Source organism: Spirosoma profusum (assembly GCF_014699005.1).
Lineage (GTDB): Bacteria > Bacteroidota > Bacteroidia > Cytophagales > Spirosomataceae > Spirosoma > Spirosoma profusum.
In genome coordinates this window covers 524,192-541,257 of sequence record NZ_JACWZY010000001.1, presented here as the reverse complement: position 1 = coordinate 541,257, position 17,066 = coordinate 524,192, and the positions used below count along the sequence as shown (strand labels likewise).

The following is a 17,066-nucleotide window of genomic DNA, read 5'->3' as shown; positions in this document are numbered from 1 at the left end:
ATGCTCACCGCCAACCTGCTAAATCTTTTCGACCACACCATTTTTTATGGTACACTTACTATTGAGAATGGTCGAATTACCCGAATTACGCCACTTGGCCCCGAACGACCCGATGTGCCTTATGTGCTTCCGGGCTTTGTGGATGCCCATGTCCATATTGAAAGTTCGTTACTTACGCCCCCGCAGTTTGCCCGACTGGCCGTTCTGCACGGCACGGTGGCTACCGTATCGGACCCGCACGAAATTGGCAACGTACTGGGCGTTGAGGGAGTGAAATACATGATCAATGAAGCGAAGCGGGTTCCATTCAAATTCATGTTTGGCGCACCATCGTGCGTACCGGCTACTACGTTCGAAACGGCAGGGGCTACTATTAACGTCAAGGAAGTTCGGCAACTGCTTGGCTTAAAAGAGATTGGCTATTTGGCTGAGATGATGAACTTTCCAGGCGTTTTGCAGGAAGATTCCGACGTAATGGCCAAAATTGCGCTGGCAAAAGCCTTCAATAAACCCATCGACGGTCACGCCCCCGGCCTGATGGGTGAAGCTGCTCAAAATTACATCGACGCTGGTATCACTACTGACCATGAGTGCTTTACGTATGAAGAAGGGCTCGACAAAGCACAGCGGGGTATGAATATCCTGATTCGGGAAGGTAGTGCCGCCCGTAACTTCGATGCACTGATTCCGTTAATCGATGAGTTTCCATCACAAATTATGTTCTGTTCCGACGACAAACACCCTGATACGTTGGCTACCGGACATATTAATCAGTTGGTGATGCGGGCGCTGGCTAAGGGGTACTCCCTCTGGAATGTGTTACGTGCGGCCTGCCTCAATCCGGTACTTCATTACCGGCTTCCTGTCGGGTTATTACGTGAGGGTGACCCCGCCGATTATGTTGTGGTGAAGAACTTAAAGGATTTCCGGGTACAGCAAACCTTCATCAATGGGGAGCTTGTTGCCGAAAATGGTCAAACGCATATACCAGATTTACGTAGTGAACACATCAACCATTTTAACTGTACTCCCAAAACGCCGACCGATTTTGCCGTTCAAGTCGTCGAAACGGGTAGCGAAACACCAATGATACGTGTGATTGAAGCCTTAAATGGTCAGTTAATCACAAACGAACTACAACTTGAAGCATCCGTAGAAGATAACCAAATCGTACCGGACGTAGCACGCGACGTGTTGAAACTGGTGGTCGTCAATCGGTATCAGGATGTGCCTCCAGCGGTGGGATTTATCAAAAACTTCGGGCTTAAACACGGTGCTATTGCCTCATCGGTTGGGCATGATTCTCACAATATTACCGCTGTTGGCTGCGACGATGAGAGCATTTGCCAGGCTGTAAATCTGATTATCGAAGCCAAAGGCGGTTTATCAGCAGTGGTCGGAAAAACTTCGTCTGAACAGCCAAACGACGTAATGAGCCGCCGGGAATTCCTGCACATCACCACTACGTCCGAAACGCAGCTTCTGTCGCTGCCGGTTGCTGGTTTAATGACTGATGATGACGGTTTTGAGGTAGCGGGAGAGTACGCAGCCCTCGATGCATTTGCCAAACAGGAGCTAGGCAGTACGTTATCAGCCCCTTATATGACGCTCTCCTTTATGGCGTTATTGGTCATTCCCAACCTTAAGCTGAGTGACAAAGGATTATTCGATGGACAAACGTTTACTTTCTCCAGTCTCCAAATAGTGAAATAACAGTTAAAAAAAATTTTATTTAACTACTTTTTTTAATTCTATTTTTTATCGGTAAGTTTACAGACCTCAAGGCTATTCCTAACCTTTACTTCTCCTATCTAGCATGGCTCGCTCTCGTACCCAAACCGGCCCCGACGATGAAACCCTTTGGAATCTTTTTCGCGGTGGTGATGAAAATGCGTTTGCCCGACTGTATCAAAATTATGTTCAAACCCTTTACCATTACTGTGCCCACTTTGCTACTGATCGGGCTTTAATCAAAGATTGCATTCACGACCTGTTTGTCGAACTCTGGAAACACCGTACTACTATTGGTCCTACTACGTCGGTACGGTTTTATCTGATGGCTTCTATCAAACGGAAACTGGTTCGGCATCTGACCGCTGAGCAAAAACTTATTAGTCAGGATGATATGAGCAATGGTAGGCGCGTAGGCGACATGCTTCCCGGAGCCGATCCTTCGCACGAAAACCTGATGATTGCTTTTGAAGAAGATACGTTTATCAATGACTGTCTGCATCAGGCACTTGAAAAATTGCCCCGTCGTCAGCGTGAAGCGGTCCACCTTCGTTATTTCCAGAATATGAGCAACGAAGAAATTTCGGCCCTCATGCAGATCAACATTCAATCGGTTTATAACCTGATTTTCGGCGCCATGAGCAACCTCAAGCGTTATGTTACGCTTGAAAATGTGTCTCTTTGACGCAGTCTATTCCTAAACCTGACCCAACCCGGTAGCTACGAAGCAGCTACCGGGTTTTTTGTTTGCCCCAACGTACCGGCGACTACTTTATGTAACTTCGCCCAATGAACACAGACTCAACGCCCCTACCCGAACGGGTTCGTCCCCGCACCCTCAACGATGTTATTGGTCAGCAGAAACTCATTGGCCCAAACGGTGCGCTACGTCGTGCCGTCAATTCAGGTCGATTGCCTTCCATGATTTTGTGGGGTCCGCCCGGTGTCGGTAAAACAACCCTCGCCCTGTTGCTAGCAGAAGCTGTTAATCGTCCGTTTATTGCCCTAAGTGCCATCAACTCAGGGGTAAAGGAAATTCGGGACGTATTGAGCCGCCCAAGCGGAATGTTTCCTCCAGTAGTGTTCATTGATGAGATTCATCGATTCAACAAAAGTCAGCAGGACGCTCTCCTGGGAGCCGTCGAAAAAGGGCAGATTACGTTAATTGGGGCCACAACCGAAAATCCATCGTTTGAGGTAAACAGTGCCTTGCTGTCGCGTAGCCAGGTTTACATTCTGGAAGCGCTCGACCGCGACGAGTTGATTCAGGTTGTCAATAGAGCGATTGCGCAGGACAGGTTTCTCCAATCGAAAAAGATAACGGTTGAATCCTATGATGCGCTGCTACGTCTGTCGGGGGGCGATGGACGTAAACTGCTCAATTTACTGGAGTTGGTGGCCTCGGCACACGTATCGTCAGATCCACTAGTTATTACTGATGAGGGAGTTACTACGGTGGCCCAGCAGAATATTGCCCGGTACGATAAATCAGGTGAACAGCATTACGACATCATTTCGGCTTTCATAAAATCGCTACGTGGTTCTGATCCCAATGCGGCTCTTTACTGGATGGCACGTATGATCATTGCCGGTGAAGACCCAGTTTTTATTGCCCGGCGCATGTTGATTCTGGCGTCGGAAGATATCGGGAACGCCAATCCAACGGCCATGATTATGGCTTCCGAAGCTGTGCAGGCCATCAGAGCCATTGGTATGCCCGAAGGACGTATCATTTTGAGTCAGGTTGCGGTTTACCTTGCTACGTCGCCTAAAAGTAACGCCAGCTACGTTGCCATCGACGAGGCATTGGCGCTGGCTGAACAAACGGCTCATCTGCCGGTTCCGCTGCACCTACGAAACGCACCGACCAAACTGATGAAGCAAATTGGCTACGGTAAGGAGTATCAGTACGCTCATTCTCACGAAGGCAATTTTGTCCAGCAAAACTTCCTACCCGATACGTTGAAAGGCCACAAAATTTACGACCCCGGCCACAACGCCCGCGAAGCCGAAATCCGCCGAAGCTTACAGAAGTGGTGGGGAGAGTGGTACGAGTATTAAGGGATATATGAAGTATAATGTATGATGTATTTTGCGCCGACAATTACTTACTTCATACATCACATATCATACCTAAACAATAGTGTCTCCTGTTTTTCAGGACCGAAGGCGAATGATCCTTCCAGACTCATACCTAACTTTTTCAGCAGTCGGATGGAGAGATGATTATTGGGGTTGGTAATGCCATAAACCCGGGGCAACCGGAGTGTTTTATTTGCGTATTCGATAACGGCCGATGCGGCTTCGTAACCGTATCCATTCGCCATATAATCAGGCATTAACGCAAAGCCAACATCTGGATACTCTAACGTTTCTCGCTTGAAAAGCCCAGACATCCCTATCGGCTGATTGTCTGCCTTATGGAAAATCAGATAAGGGCCATACCCGAGTTCCTCGTAATTTTTCAGGGCATTATTTTGGATATACGCATTGGCATCATCGAGAGATCTAATACCTCTATCACCGATGAATTGCAGCCACCCCGGCGTATTGAGCAGTTCAAGGATAAACGGGGCGTCTTCCAGCGTTAACTGGCAGATAATCAGTCGGTCGGTGGTGAGCATGAGTATGGGCTCAAACAGCAGAGGCTGTTTGTTATAAATACGTATCGCAAACAGCCTCTGGCTGTTTGAGCCTTTTAAAACGCCACTGATTTCAAACGCAAGCCTGTATCTTCCGGGAAACCAAACACCAGATTCAAATTCTGCACGGCCTGCCCCGACGCACCTTTAGTCAGGTTGTCAATGACGCTGGTAATCAGCAATTGGCCGTCGTGCAGTTCGAGACTCAACAGGCATTTGTTCGTGTTTACAACCTGTTTAATGTCAATGGGCGAATCACTTACGTGTGTGAACGGATGACCAACGTAGTATTCTTTGTAAAGTTGTCTAGCCTCCTCCAACGTTCCTGAAAAAGGAGTGTATACGTTCGCCATAATACCCCGCGTGAAATCGCCACGGTAAGGAACGAAGTTGATAGCGGCCTTAAAATCAGGCTCCAACTGTGTAATGCTCTGGCGGATTTCGGCTAAGTGCTGGTGCGTAAACGCTTTATAAATCGATACGTTGTTGTTTCGCCACGTAAAGCCCGTGGTTGGAACCAGTGCCTGACCAGCTCCGGTGCTACCTGTAATGGCACTAATTTGTACTGCGTCAGTCAATTTTCCGGCTTTCGCCAGAGGCAAAAGTGCCAGTTGAATGCTGGTCGCGAAACAGCCCGGATTAGCGATACGTGTGGCTTCCTGAATACGTTCGCGCTGGAGTTCCGGCAAGCCATACACAAAATCGTCGTGTTCGTCGCGGAAATCGGCGCTGAGGTCGATTACCATTACGTCGTCTGATACGTCGTGGCTGGCTATGAACGTAGCAGATGCGCCGTGACCTGAACATAGGAAAATGGCATCCAGACCTTCCTGAGCAACTAAATCGGAAGTTTCACCACCCGAAAAAGTCAAATCAGTATCACCCAGCAAATCGGTATGCGTTGACCAAACCGGCTTCCCAGCCTGACTATTACTATGCGTAAAAGCGATATTGACAAACGGGTGATTCAGGAGGATGCGTAGCAGTTCGCCACCTGTATACCCTGCTCCACCTATAATTCCTACATTAATTTTGTTCATGCTCTTTAAAAATTGTTACGCAGAGATGCACGGAGACACACAGAGGTTCGCAGAGAAAAATAATAAGTCCTCTGTGAATCTCTGTGTGTCTCCGTGCATCTCTGCGTCATAGCCTTTTAACCATTCAGTTCCCGAAACCATTCCATAGCGCGGTCAATCTGCGGTTTCTCAAAATCCGTTACGTATTCACTCACGAAACCGGGGCGATCCAGTACTAATTCCTGGCTTAGGGCATGATTATGTAGCACGAGCGTCGGTTGACTGGCAATCGGAAAAAACTGAATGCCCATGCCATTTTTTTGGAAGGAACAGGTTGGACAGCCTAAACAACACAGGTGCATCGGCAGCGAATCGAGCGTAAAAGCCGCTTGTGACTCTTCACTTAAACTGGCAATTTCCTGAAGTGTCAGTTTGCCAACGGCGGGCGTCAATCGGTCAGCAGCGCCTGGATTTTCGGACAGAATACGCTCATAAACCTGTGTTGTGAAAGCCGTTTGTCCACCAAAAACAAGTGTATTATTACCTTCTGCAAGAAGTTGTCTGGCCAATTCACTCCAGAATTCGACAGAAAGCATCCGTACTGGATTTCCTGATTCAGGAAAAATTAGAATGGGTTTTGCGTTCGGAACCGGGCGCTCCAGCTTACGCCATAAATCAGCAGGCGATAGGTCTGGATGCACAAAATAAGGTTGAATCGAACGAAGATCGGCGTTGATACCCATTGGCTTGAGTACGTCAAGAATCAGGCTGAAATTATGCACCTCTCCATCGGGCATAAAAAACTCATGATCGAGCAATCCCCCAAAACCACGTGTGCCGAAACCAATTTTCTGTTTGACTTTCAAATATGGCAACACAAAGTGCATCGGTGAATCCGAAAACCGGACATCCACCGAATAATCGTATTCGGTATCACGTAGCGTTTGAATGGCCGACCGTTTCGTCCGAAAAAATTCACGCCATTTCTGAAACCGGGTTAACGGTCGGCGATTGGTACTGAAATGATTTAGATGCACCACCCGCCGGATGTAGGGGTTATTTTTCCAGATAGGATCGCACCAGGAGCCTGCCAATACGTCGATTTTCGCCTGAGGAAATTGCTGCCGAATCAAAGGAAACGCATACGACAAAATCAACGCATCGCCCAGATGCCCCGAGGTCATCAACAGAATTTCCGGCGCTTCATTGTTAATATCACCGTACTTCCGATGATTGTAGCCCCACCGTGCATACTGGTCGACTGCTACGTCCAACAATTGCAACGGGTAGGCTACACTCCGGGGGGCGCAGTATTTTCGCGATTTACCAATCACTGATTATTAATTTTCTCGTAAATCATGACCTGGTTCGATGCCACTTTCGAGAAGCCGCGCACGTCGTCGCCTGTCCAGGCGTTGTTCATCTCGCCATACGAGCCAAACTTCGACGACATCAGATCGTGTTCCGATTCGATACCTAGTACCTGGAACCGGTGCGGAGCCAGCAATACGTGTACTTTGCCCGTTACGTGTGCCTGCGTATCGGCCAGGAACGTTTCGATGTTACGCATCACCGGGTCCATAAATTGCCCTTCGTGAAGCATAGTGCCGTACCAGTTGGCCAATTGCTCTTTCCAATACAGTTGCCACTTACCTAATACGTGTTTTTCGAGGGTATGGTGCGATTTTATCAGGATGAGCGGAGCAGGAGCCTCAAAACCGACGCGACCTTTAATTCCAATGATGGTGTCGCCCACGTGAATATCACGGCCGATACCAAACGGCCCTGCCAGTTCGGTGATTTTCCGAATAGCATCTACTGGATTGGTAAATTTCTCATCTCCGACGCCCTTGATTTCACCATGCTGGAACGTCAACGTAATGGTTTCGGGCTCGGTTTTGGTGATTTGCGTTGGCCAGGCCGATTCGGGTAAGAACTGGTCAGAGGTTAGCGTTTCTTTCCCGCCTACCGACGTACCCCACAACCCTTTGTTGATGGAGTAAGCCGCTTTGTGCCACTCCTGATCAACACCTTTCGCTTTCAGGTATTCAATTTCAGCCTCGCGCGACAGGCGCAGGTCGCGGATGGGTGTAATGACTTCGGCATCGGGCGCAATAATCCGAAAGGCCATGTCGAAACGTACCTGATCGTTCCCAGCTCCCGTGCTCCCGTGAGCGATAGCCGATGCGCCAATTTCGCGGGCATACTCGGCAGCAGCAATGGCCTGGAAGATACGTTCGGCACTGACGCTCAGCGGGTACGTATTGTTTTTCAGTACGTTGCCAAACACCAGAAACTTCAGACATTGCTGGTAGTAATCATCAGTTTTGGCAATCGTCTTGTGCGATTTAACGCCCAGCGAATACGCCCGTTCCTCAATGGCTTTGAGTTCGTCATCGGAGAAACCGCCTGTATCGACCAGCACCGAGTACACTTCCATACCCCGGTCTTCAGACAAATATTTAACGCAGAAGGAGGTATCCAGACCCCCGCTAAAGGCAAGAACTACTTTTTGAGACATCGGATAAAAGACGCCAAACAACGTAATGTCTGGCAATCAGTCTAGTTTTGGAGGGGCAAATATCGGGCATCTTTATGTAAGTTGCGTCAATGAATTATCCGTCAATGGCTGTCAATCAAAAAATAAGATCTTCCATTGATTAGACATCCTTTGCCCATTTCAATATAGCTGGATATAAATCTGAGACAGTTTGCCCTGGTTTTCTGCTGTCGAAAAGTCGTTGCAATTCGTCCAGAAAGGATTCAAATCGATAAAATCCGCGTTGTGCTCCATTAAGTTTGACGCGACTTTGACGTACCAACTGGTATACATCAGGCGGATACTGATCTTTGATATAGAGCATATGAACAGCATGGGTCATGTACTCGTTAAATACCTCATAAGCACCTCCGTAATGATCGGTATCCCCTTTTTTCGTCCACTTATCCCTATTACTAAATACTTCGTTGATAGTCTGTAAGTGCTTGTCGCTGACAGGATTAACAAAGTTGTGGTCAATTTCCGTAAAGACTACACCTGAATAAATACCTTCAATTTGTGGCCCGGTATACTGACTCCGATTGAACCCTTTGGCATCACATATAAACATCAGGCTTTCCCGATAGCCCTGATCGGTAAACTTCTGAGCGGAATGAGCACCATTGATAAGTGGCGAAAATACAACCCGCATACCATCATAGCGTATACCTGGAAACTGAGCCTCTAACCAGACTTGCATGCGTTTAACCGGCAACAGTCGTGTCACATCAGCAATGTCGTCTTTGTAGAACGTTTGATTATTACTGTAAAACTTGCGAAACCCTGACTTCCGAACGAAGTCTGCCCACTGGTCAGGATATTGAGCCATATCATTAAGCCTTGGCCAGACTGCCTTGTATATTCCCCGGTTAACTGGGGAATCGTCTTTACTCAATTCCATGGCGTAAGCATTTTCACGAACACCATAATAAAAATTGCCGCCGTCGCTTTTTAAGCGCTCATTTAACCGCAGAATAAGCGGGTGCCTGGCGGCTGTTGCGAAGTACTGCTTCATTCGTGAAATGTAATCCCCGTCTTTTCGAACCATGTTCGCATCGGCCTGACCTGCTTCAGTCAATGCCATCGCCACATTAGCTAGTTCGTAGGCTTCTGGAATTTCGTACGTAACCGTTCCTCGAAATCGACGTTGATACGACTCTGGAAAATGAGCCGATAAATCGCCAAAAAAGTTGACCTGAATGAATTTCGTCTTGATGCTGTCAGTTAGCGCAATACGCTGAGCCACTAATTTACCATCGTTATGCCCGACTGTGATACGTTGGTTACCGGTCGCAAATACCCATGAACATAGCTTGCCCTCATACTTTTGAGGAGAATTGTAATTATCCACAGAATCCATCTTCGAGAAGTGAATCACATCTGTGGAATTGGTAGCGTTAAACTCCCACCGGACCGTATCGCCCTGAACGCGAAGCGTATACGTAATGGGTACTTGAGCAGAAGTAACGTAGGAAATAATTGAGAGAACAGCGAGTAAACTATTTTTCATGAACTATTGGGGCAATTTGCTTTCTACTTTTATTGATAACTATCAAATTTTCTGACGCCTTTCGTTAGCCGGCAGACTATACTTAATTCAGCTTACGATTACGCCCATCTTTATTTTGGGAATCGAGCACCCAGCGTTCTCCATATACCGAGCGGTAATAAATGACAAACCGCATTTGTTGAGCAATCCGACGGGAAAACAAAGGCACTGTCTTCCGATTGGTCGTTTGATATACGTACAACTTTTCGCCTTGCGGGAGTACCTTATCTTTCCATAAATCACTGAAAAGCAAGGTTGTATCAACCATTTTATTTTCCGTTAAAGCTACGTCGATAATATCATATATGTTGTCGTAGCGTTTCTGGCGATAATAGTAAGCCACACTGTCGATGAAAGCAGGACCAAGCCCTAAATTGGTTATGGTCATGGCAGACCCAAACGTACCATCGTCAAAATGGCCAGTATGGTATGAATCCAACACAGGCATCACCGACGCGTATTGTTGCGTCCGCTGCAGATATGCCTGGTAGAACGTAATACCAATGGCGCAAAAGCTGGACACAACCGCCAGAATACTCAGATACGTATCGAGCGAAACAACGACTTTACGTTTAGCAGCAGGCATAGAAAAACTTATAACAATACGAGCAAACTTCCTGGCAATATACGAATCTCCGCTTTTCCAGTAGGCAAAGTCAGCGGCTCGCCATCGGCGTGAATTATCAACGGTCCATCTACCTCGACAGTTGCTTTGGTAATGGAATGCCCGCGCCAGTAGGTCGACTTATTCAGGGATTTATTGAAAAGTTGCCAGGCAAGCATACCCGCAGCCTGCGTCGGAAACGGTCGAACTTCACATTGCTCCAGGTGACCATCCGAAATATTGGCAGTAGGTGCCATCCAGGCGTTATTACCAAACTGGCCCGCATTGGCGAATGTCATCGAAAACAATTCCTTCTCCTGATCTGCTACGTTAAATCGCTGAGGTTTATAATTCCAGAATGATCGAAAGGCAGTACGTATATAAGTGGGCAAACCACGTACCGGCTCTTTGGCAAACTCGTGTGCTACGTAGGCTTCGAAACCCATACCTGCCGTACAGAAAAATGGATATTCGTTGATTTCGCCACTGTCGATAATTACAGGGCGACCTTTTAACGCCCGTTCAATAGCCTGCAACGGCTTGAGCGGGATACCCAGATGCCGAGCTAGTCCGTTCCCCGATCCGATGGGAACGATGCCCAACGACGTAGCAGACTTCCGTAGACCAGTTGCCGTTTCATTAATCGTACCATCTCCTCCAATGACAATTATTCGATTAACACCCTGCGCCACCGCCTGTCTCGCGATGTCGGTAGCGTGCCCGGGATGGGTCGTTTGCACTACTTCTGGTGCGAAGCCGAGCGCATCGGCCTGCCGCAGAAAAGCATCGCGCAGTAACGCTTTTTGCTCGGCCGACGTAGTACCGGAATTTGGGTTGATAATGGCCAGAACAGCCGAACGATTCGCCACGTAGTGAGTTGAATTTTCCTGATAGTTCAGGAGAAGAAAATAAAAAGAAAAATGATGAAGACGACGATAAAGACGTAGTACCAGCCATCTGAGAAAATATACGGCTTGTACTCGTTATAAAATTCCCGAAACTTATTCATAAATCGTCTACAACAATCCGGCTGTAAAGATAAGGGGTAACGTAGAGCCTGTTTAAACTTTTCTTTGGAACCCTTTTTTGTCATGCTGACGAAAGAAGCATCTTAAAGTGTCCTAACCTGAGAATAAGGACACTTTAAGATGCTTCTTTCGTCAGCATGACAAAAAAATACGCTTAATTTTAGCTTTTAAAGAAAATTTAAAACAGCTTCTTTGTTAAAACCGAAATCCATGAACCGTTTTCTTCTCTTTCTATTACTTGGTCTATTCATCCAACCAATTTTTGGCCAGCAGACTTCTGCCACCGAACTAGCCAACAGCGACCGACGGGCTATTCTTGCAATTCTGAAACGACAGACTCAGGATTGGAACGCTGGCAAGGTCGATAAATTCATGGTTGGGTACTGGCCGTCCGATTCGCTGACGTTTATCGGCAAAGCTGGTATTACGTATGGCTATCAGGCAACGCTGGCCAATTACAAAAAACGGTATCCCGACCGGGCTTCTATGGGCACCCTCAAATTCGATATCCTGCAACTGGATTTTCATGCACCCAACGTAGCGTATGTCATTGGGCGTTTTCATCTCACTCGTCCCAAAGTTGGCGATGCGGAAGGGCACTTCACGCTTCTATGGCGCAAAATCAAAAACCGCTGGGTCATCGTGAGTGATCATTCAAGCTAGGTGGCAGAGGGCATTGGGTGAAACTACTCAGAGTTCTATACCTCATGCTCTCTGCTCTTTAAGCTCCGTCGGCTCCTTAGCGGACATACGTTCGCGGAGTTCGGTGGCGGGTTTTTCGAAATATTTGTAGAGCAGGGTTGAGAGGAGAAGAACAAGCCCCCAGAATAGTGCCACCTTCAGCCAGCCAGTCGTCATCGACGTAGTTGGGATTCGTTCGACGATGTGCTGCATAATGGGCGTCAGGTTGAGCAGATACATCGAATAAGAAATCAGGCTGATGTGGGTAATAGCCCGACTGATGCCAAATCGTGCCCAAATGCCTTTTGCTGTCCGCCAGCCATCCAGATACGGTACAAGCAACGCCATGCTCAGGCCAATGAATGGAAAGTAGAGCGTGCGTTTGTAAAACACGTAGGCCGCACCAACGCCGATCTGATAATAAAACGATAGGATAAAAATGGACGCTGTAAAAGCAGCCAATACTGTCAAGAGCAGGCCAATAACAAACAAACGACGACGTAGCACTGGATTAGTCCAGTTCGACGGGAAGTAGTTTTTGGCATAAGCCGCCATAACACCGTATGAAATCGCATCGAGTCGCGTAGCTACGATACCTCGAAACCCTAACTCACCTTCCGAAATTGGCACCTGAAGCGCCAGAATAAGTCGATATAGATTCGTTCCGATAATGATGGTCAGAATGGTCAGAAAAACGATACGTTGTTTGGGAATCCGATTGACCAGTAGCCGGTGCATAACCCAGAGCAGCAACGGCAACGTAATGTACGACCACTCTTCAATGGCTAAACTCCAGGTTTCCGGGAAGAAATCGGGGATATACGTAGCGAAATTCTGGATAAATAAATAGTATTTCAGCAATGTACCCTGGCTGGGCAACATCGGCTGAAAACCACTGCGCCAGGCACGTAGCAGTGCAAATACGATGAGTCCGGTCAGTACCAGATAATAATTCGGCAACGTGCGAAACCATCGGCGCGTCCAGAAATTAAGCAGCAGTTGCCCATCGAAATAGCCCTTTTTTTCGTACGATCGAATCAGGATACCCCCAATCAAAAAGCCACTCAACACAAAAAACAACTCGACACCATCGGGAAGTAAGTGGTGAATGAATAACCCACTGTAATAGTCTTTCAGCGCTATGGTTGCGTGCGAGTCGACCACCATCAGAATAGCGGCAGCCCTCATTACATCTAATCCAAATACGCGCTTTGTAGCCGCTGTATCAAGCGAAAGCAGTTCTCTAAACATAATCGGCTACGAAGGTAAGGATAAGTGATGAACGATGAACGATGAGTGATAAGCGATGAGTGATCGCTGAGGCTGAATCAACCGAAAGCGTTTTTATTTGTTGTAAATTCACAACTCATCACTCATCGTTCATCACTTATCACTCGTTTATGGAATTTGGACTTAATGCCGTTCATCGTTACACGTTTCGGTTTTCGCAGGCTGAAGTAGCAGCATTTGCACAAGTCACTGGTGACAACAATCCGCTCCACCTCGACCCCGATTTTGCCGCTCAGACCCCATTTAAACGTCCTATCATTCACGGTATGCTGGGTGCCAGTGTGTTCACCAAAGTACTCGGAACAGAATTTCCAGGCTATGGATCAGTTTATCTGGGGCAGACGTTGGAGTTCTTACGGCCAATGTTTGTTGACACTGATTACGAAGCTACGTTTACAGTCCAGTCGATTGATGCAGCAAAGCACACCGCACAAATTCTGGGGGAAGTCCGGGATGTACAAACGGGCAAAGTGACAACCCGTGGCGTTGCTACGTTGATGCACCGGGAAAAAATAGTGTAGAGACAAGACATGCCTTGTTCTACATCCCAAACGCTGCAACTACCCAAAAGAAAACTCCCTCGCCGAGGCTTGGCCTGACGAGGGAGTTCTTGTTTTCAGCCTGTGTTACTTAGGCGTGTTCTTGGTATTTTGTACCTCCGAACGGATGTTTTGTGCCAGAGTTTTCAAATCCTGCATTCCTTTCCGAACGCGGGTACCGGCAGCCTGGTTGTTTTTTTCGTAGAACTTCTCGAAATCACCTTCCAGCGACATAACCAAATTTTTTACTTCATCGAATCGTGCCATAGCGATACGTATGGGTTTAAGTTTGTGAAAATGCCCAAATTCCGCTAAAAACGCGGTTTTCGGCTGAAATTTACTCATTCTCTCATACAGCGCAATAGCCAAGCCAAAAAAATAGTCGAAAAATGCAAATTTTCTGTAAAAAGTCTATTCTGTGGAGGCTTCAGCAGACACTTCCAGCGTTTTTGGGGCTGCAAAGGCTATATTTTGCTTATAGTAACCTTTTTCTAATCTTTCGCCCACTAAAGAGAATGCGTTGAGCGTATATTCCACATCATCAAGGGTATGCGCAGCCGTTGGGATGATACGTAGCATGATGGTTCCTTTGGGTACAACCGGGTACACCACAATCGAACAGAACACGCCCATATTTTCCCGTAAGTCTTTGGTCAACGTAGCAACTTCGGCCACACCGCCATCCAGATTATGCAGGAAAACTGGTGTTACCGGCGACTGCGTATCGCCAATATCAAAGCCACGTTCCCGCAAACCACTTTGCAGTGCCCGAACATTTTCCCACAATTTATCGCGGAAAGCCGACGAGTTACGAATCATATCGAGCCGCTTCAGACCGCCCACTACGTAAGGCATCGGTAGCGCTTTCGCGTAAGTCTGCGAACGCATGTTGTACTTGAGATACATGATAATGTCGTGGTCGGCGGCAATGAACGCACCGATAGCCGCCATCGACTTAGCGAAAGTCGAGAAATACAAATCGATTCCGTCCTGGCAACCAAGCATTTCGCCTACGCCAGCGCCCGTAGCACCCATCGTACCAAAGCCGTGCGCGTCATCAACCAACAATCGGAAATCATATTTTTCTTTCAGCGCAACGATCTGGTCGAGGCTACCTACTTTACCTGACATGCCAAATACCCCTTCTGTGATCACCAGAATACTACCACCTTTTTCGGCGGCTACTTTGGTGGCCCGTTGTAGATTTTTCTCCAGACTGGGAATATCGTTATGGTTGAATTTGTAGTATTCGCCCATCTTCGCTTTGTGCAGGCGGATACCGTCGATCAAACAAGCGTGACATTCAGCGTCGTACACGATAACATCTCGGTGGTCGACTACAGCTTCAATAGCCGACATAACGCCCTGATAACCATAGTTTAGCAGAAACGCGTCTTCCTTACCTACAAACTCGGCCAGTTCCTTTTCAAACTGCTCATGCAGGTCGCTATTTCCCGACATCATGCGGGCGCCCATCGGATAGGCAAGACCCCATTGTTCAGCAGCTTCGGCGTCTACCTTTCGGATTTCGGGGTGGTTACCCAAACCGAGGTAATTATTCAGACTCCAGTTCAGCACTTCTTTCCCCCGGAAACGCATACGCGGACCAAGTTCCCCTTCTAGTTTTGGGAACGCGAAATAATGATGTCCGTTGAATTCACGCGCTGGCGAACCGATAGGTCCTAAGTTGTTACGTAGTTTCTCAAATAAATCCACTTTATACTGGTGTTTATCAGGCAAAAGCCTTGTTTTTTTATAAGGTAAGTGCAAAAATACGGTTATCTTTTGGTAGGACAAAGGCTACTCTAAAAATTCAATTCGATAATCATTTTGTATTATTGGTCAAAAATGGTCAATAGTCGTTAGTCAAGAGCTATTAGGTGTTACTATTCTTGGCAACTCTTGACTAACGACTATTGACTAACGACTATCAATGATTATAAAAAAACTTCTCGTAGCCAACCGGGGCGAAATTGCCTTACGTATCATGCGTACCGCCCGCGAGATGGGCATACGTACCGTTGCTATTTATTCGGAAGCTGATCGCCATGCTCTGCACGTTCGCTACGCCGACGAAGCCGTTTGCGTAGGTCCGGCCCCTTCGTCTGAGTCCTACCTAAAAGCCGACGTGATCATCGATGTATGCCGAAAACTTCAGGTCGATGCTATTCACCCTGGCTACGGTTTTTTATCTGAAAATGCCAATTTCGCCCAGCAGGTACGCGATGCCGGATTGATTTTCGTCGGACCATCGCCCGAAAGCATTGAGATTATGGGCAGCAAGTTAGCGGCTAAAGCGGCCGTGGCCAATTATAACATTCCGATGGTTCCTGGTACGCCCGCTGCCATCACCGACCGGACTGAAGCCAAAGCTATTTCCGCCCAAATTGGGTATCCGATCTTGATAAAAGCCAGTGCCGGTGGCGGTGGTAAAGGAATGCGTATCGTGGAGCGGGAAGCCGATTTCGATGAACAGATGGACCGAGCTGTCAGCGAAGCCCAGTCGGCCTTTGGCGATGGGTCGGTGTTTATCGAGAAATACGTAACGTCGCCCCGACACGTAGAAATTCAGGTTTTGGGCGATCAGCACGGCAATATTATTCACCTTTTTGAGCGTGAATGCTCGATTCAGCGACGGCATCAGAAAGTGGTGGAGGAAGCGCCTTCGGCAATTCTGACGCCCGAAATCCGGGAAGCGATGGGACGGGCCGCCGTCGACGTAGCACGAGCCTGTGGCTATTTCGGTGCCGGAACTGTAGAATTTATTGTCAACGACAAGCTCGATTTTTATTTCCTGGAAATGAACACGCGACTTCAGGTCGAGCACCCGGTTACGGAGCAGATTACAGGTGTCGATCTGGTGAAGCAGATGATTTACATAGCCGAAGGTAAACCGCTCACTATCAAGCAGGAAGATTTACAGATAAAAGGGCACGCCGTTGAAATTCGTGTCTATGCTGAAGACCCAGCCAACAATTTCCTGCCCGACGTAGGCACGCTCGATACGTATGTACGCCCACAGGGTAACGGGGTTCGGGTCGATGACGGATTTGAGCAGGGCATGGCCATCCCGATTTATTATGATCCCATGATTGCCAAACTTATTACGTATGGCGACAGTCGGGAGGAAGCGATTCAGAAAATGATACGTGCCATCGACGAATACCAGATTTCGGGTGTCCAGACCACGCTGCCGTTTTGCCGCTACGTAATGGAGCACGAAGCTTTTCGCTCCGGCCAGTTCGATACGGGATTTGTCGCTACGTATTTTACTCCGGACAAACTTATTCCGGAAACTGATGCCGACGAAAGTGAGCTGGCGGCTGTGGTGGCGGCTTATCTGATTGAAACGACAAAACCGAAGGCGGTGGGTGTAGCGGGCAAAACCACTACGTCGAGTCGGTGGAAAGCAAACCGACTTGCCTGATTGTAAATGAACGTATT

At 47.7% G+C, this 17,066-nt stretch carries 16 protein-coding genes; 6 read left to right on the top strand and 10 right to left on the bottom strand.

Annotated elements, in window-relative coordinates; all coding sequences use genetic code 11:
- The 3 genes from ade (at position 1) to IC229_RS01935 (ending at position 3,792) form a co-directional block, all read left to right on the top strand.
- Positions 1–1,713 (top strand): adenine deaminase, encoded by a 1,713-nt coding sequence (gene ade, locus IC229_RS01945; RefSeq protein WP_190885224.1) that lies wholly within the window; start codon positions 1–3, stop codon positions 1,711–1,713.
- 103 nt (positions 1,714–1,816) lie between these two features.
- Positions 1,817–2,416 carry an RNA polymerase sigma factor gene (locus tag IC229_RS01940; protein ID WP_190885223.1) on the top strand — a complete coding sequence of 200 codons (600 nt, stop codon included), beginning with the start codon at positions 1,817–1,819 and terminating at the stop codon, positions 2,414–2,416.
- Positions 2,417–2,520: 104 nt separating this feature from the next.
- Positions 2,521–3,792, top strand: coding sequence for a replication-associated recombination protein A (locus IC229_RS01935; protein WP_190885222.1), 1,272 nt, complete (start codon positions 2,521–2,523; stop codon positions 3,790–3,792).
- Positions 3,793–3,851: 59 nt separating this feature from the next.
- Here the strand turns inward: IC229_RS01935 and IC229_RS01930 are convergent, their stop codons facing one another.
- The 7 genes from IC229_RS01930 to IC229_RS01900 form a co-directional block, all read right to left on the bottom strand.
- Positions 3,852–4,355, bottom strand: coding sequence for a GNAT family N-acetyltransferase (locus tag IC229_RS01930; protein WP_190885221.1), 504 nt, complete (start codon positions 4,353–4,355; stop codon positions 3,852–3,854).
- A gap of 74 nt (positions 4,356–4,429) precedes the next feature.
- A complete protein-coding gene (gene argC, locus IC229_RS01925; protein WP_190885220.1) occupies positions 4,430–5,413 on the bottom strand; it encodes an N-acetyl-gamma-glutamyl-phosphate reductase in 984 nt (327 codons plus the stop codon).
- Positions 5,414–5,529: 116 nt separating this feature from the next.
- A complete protein-coding gene (locus IC229_RS01920; protein WP_190885219.1) occupies positions 5,530–6,726 on the bottom strand; it encodes a glycosyltransferase family 9 protein in 1,197 nt (398 codons plus the stop codon).
- A complete protein-coding gene (gene argG / locus IC229_RS01915; protein WP_190885218.1) occupies positions 6,723–7,913 on the bottom strand; it encodes an argininosuccinate synthase in 1,191 nt (396 codons plus the stop codon). Before argG ends, IC229_RS01920 begins: the two co-directional genes overlap by 4 nt.
- Positions 7,914–8,052: 139 nt before the next feature.
- Positions 8,053–9,441, bottom strand: a complete 1,389-nt coding sequence (locus IC229_RS01910) for a DUF4932 domain-containing protein (protein ID WP_190885217.1) — start codon at positions 9,439–9,441, stop codon at positions 8,053–8,055.
- An 82-nt stretch (positions 9,442–9,523) separates the two neighbouring features.
- Positions 9,524–10,066, bottom strand: a complete 543-nt coding sequence (locus IC229_RS01905) for a hypothetical protein (RefSeq protein ID WP_190885216.1) — start codon at positions 10,064–10,066, stop codon at positions 9,524–9,526.
- An 8-nt stretch (positions 10,067–10,074) separates the two neighbouring features.
- A complete protein-coding gene (locus tag IC229_RS01900) occupies positions 10,075–10,953 on the bottom strand; it encodes a diacylglycerol/lipid kinase family protein (protein ID WP_190885215.1) in 879 nt (292 codons plus the stop codon).
- A 369-nt stretch (positions 10,954–11,322) separates the two neighbouring features.
- On the opposite strand from IC229_RS01900, the gene IC229_RS01895 reads away from it, so the two are divergent.
- Complete coding sequence (locus IC229_RS01895) at positions 11,323–11,775, top strand: YybH family protein (protein ID WP_190885214.1); 453 nt, start codon at positions 11,323–11,325, stop codon at positions 11,773–11,775.
- A 42-nt stretch (positions 11,776–11,817) separates the two neighbouring features.
- On the opposite strand, the gene IC229_RS01890 is transcribed toward IC229_RS01895, so the two are convergent.
- Positions 11,818–13,044, bottom strand: coding sequence for an acyltransferase family protein (locus IC229_RS01890; RefSeq protein ID WP_190885213.1), 1,227 nt, complete (start codon positions 13,042–13,044; stop codon positions 11,818–11,820).
- Between the two features lie 149 nt (positions 13,045–13,193).
- Between IC229_RS01890 and IC229_RS01885 the strand changes: the two genes are divergently transcribed.
- Complete coding sequence (locus tag IC229_RS01885; protein WP_190885212.1) at positions 13,194–13,604, top strand: MaoC family dehydratase; 411 nt, start codon at positions 13,194–13,196, stop codon at positions 13,602–13,604.
- Positions 13,605–13,709: 105 nt separating this feature from the next.
- Here the strand turns inward: IC229_RS01885 and IC229_RS01880 are convergent, their stop codons facing one another.
- Both IC229_RS01880 and IC229_RS01875 read right to left on the bottom strand, forming a co-directional pair.
- Positions 13,710–13,889 carry a histone H1 gene (locus IC229_RS01880; protein ID WP_190885211.1) on the bottom strand — a complete coding sequence of 60 codons (180 nt, stop codon included), beginning with the start codon at positions 13,887–13,889 and terminating at the stop codon, positions 13,710–13,712.
- A gap of 144 nt (positions 13,890–14,033) precedes the next feature.
- Positions 14,034–15,338, bottom strand: coding sequence for an aminotransferase class I/II-fold pyridoxal phosphate-dependent enzyme (locus IC229_RS01875; protein WP_190885331.1), 1,305 nt, complete (start codon positions 15,336–15,338; stop codon positions 14,034–14,036).
- Positions 15,339–15,555: 217 nt separating this feature from the next.
- Between IC229_RS01875 and accC the strand changes: the two genes are divergently transcribed.
- On the top strand, positions 15,556–17,049 hold the full coding sequence (gene accC, locus IC229_RS01870) for an acetyl-CoA carboxylase biotin carboxylase subunit (RefSeq protein WP_190885210.1): 1,494 nt from the start codon (positions 15,556–15,558) through the stop codon (positions 17,047–17,049).
- Positions 17,050–17,066: the final 17 nt, after the last annotated feature.

Excerpts from the sequence above, each read along its gene's own strand:
- ade (WP_190885224.1), top strand. The coding sequence starts at position 1 with ATGCTCACCGCCAACCTGCTAAATCTTTTCGACCACACCATTTTTTAT.
- IC229_RS01940 (WP_190885223.1), top strand. The coding sequence starts at position 1,817 with ATGGCTCGCTCTCGTACCCAAACCGGCCCCGACGATGAAACCCTTTGG.
- IC229_RS01935 (WP_190885222.1), top strand. The coding sequence starts at position 2,521 with ATGAACACAGACTCAACGCCCCTACCCGAACGGGTTCGTCCCCGCACC.
- IC229_RS01930 (WP_190885221.1), bottom strand. The coding sequence starts at position 4,355 with ATGCTCACCACCGACCGACTGATTATCTGCCAGTTAACGCTGGAAGAC.
- argC (WP_190885220.1), bottom strand. The coding sequence starts at position 5,413 with ATGAACAAAATTAATGTAGGAATTATAGGTGGAGCAGGGTATACAGGT.
- argG (WP_190885218.1), bottom strand. The coding sequence starts at position 7,913 with ATGTCTCAAAAAGTAGTTCTTGCCTTTAGCGGGGGTCTGGATACCTCC.
- IC229_RS01910 (WP_190885217.1), bottom strand. The coding sequence starts at position 9,441 with ATGAAAAATAGTTTACTCGCTGTTCTCTCAATTATTTCCTACGTTACT.
- IC229_RS01905 (WP_190885216.1), bottom strand. The coding sequence starts at position 10,066 with ATGCCTGCTGCTAAACGTAAAGTCGTTGTTTCGCTCGATACGTATCTG.
- IC229_RS01895 (WP_190885214.1), top strand. The coding sequence starts at position 11,323 with ATGAACCGTTTTCTTCTCTTTCTATTACTTGGTCTATTCATCCAACCA.
- IC229_RS01890 (WP_190885213.1), bottom strand. The coding sequence starts at position 13,044 with ATGTTTAGAGAACTGCTTTCGCTTGATACAGCGGCTACAAAGCGCGTA.
- IC229_RS01885 (WP_190885212.1), top strand. The coding sequence starts at position 13,194 with ATGGAATTTGGACTTAATGCCGTTCATCGTTACACGTTTCGGTTTTCG.
- IC229_RS01880 (WP_190885211.1), bottom strand. The coding sequence starts at position 13,889 with ATGGCACGATTCGATGAAGTAAAAAATTTGGTTATGTCGCTGGAAGGT.
- accC (WP_190885210.1), top strand. The coding sequence starts at position 15,556 with ATGATTATAAAAAAACTTCTCGTAGCCAACCGGGGCGAAATTGCCTTA.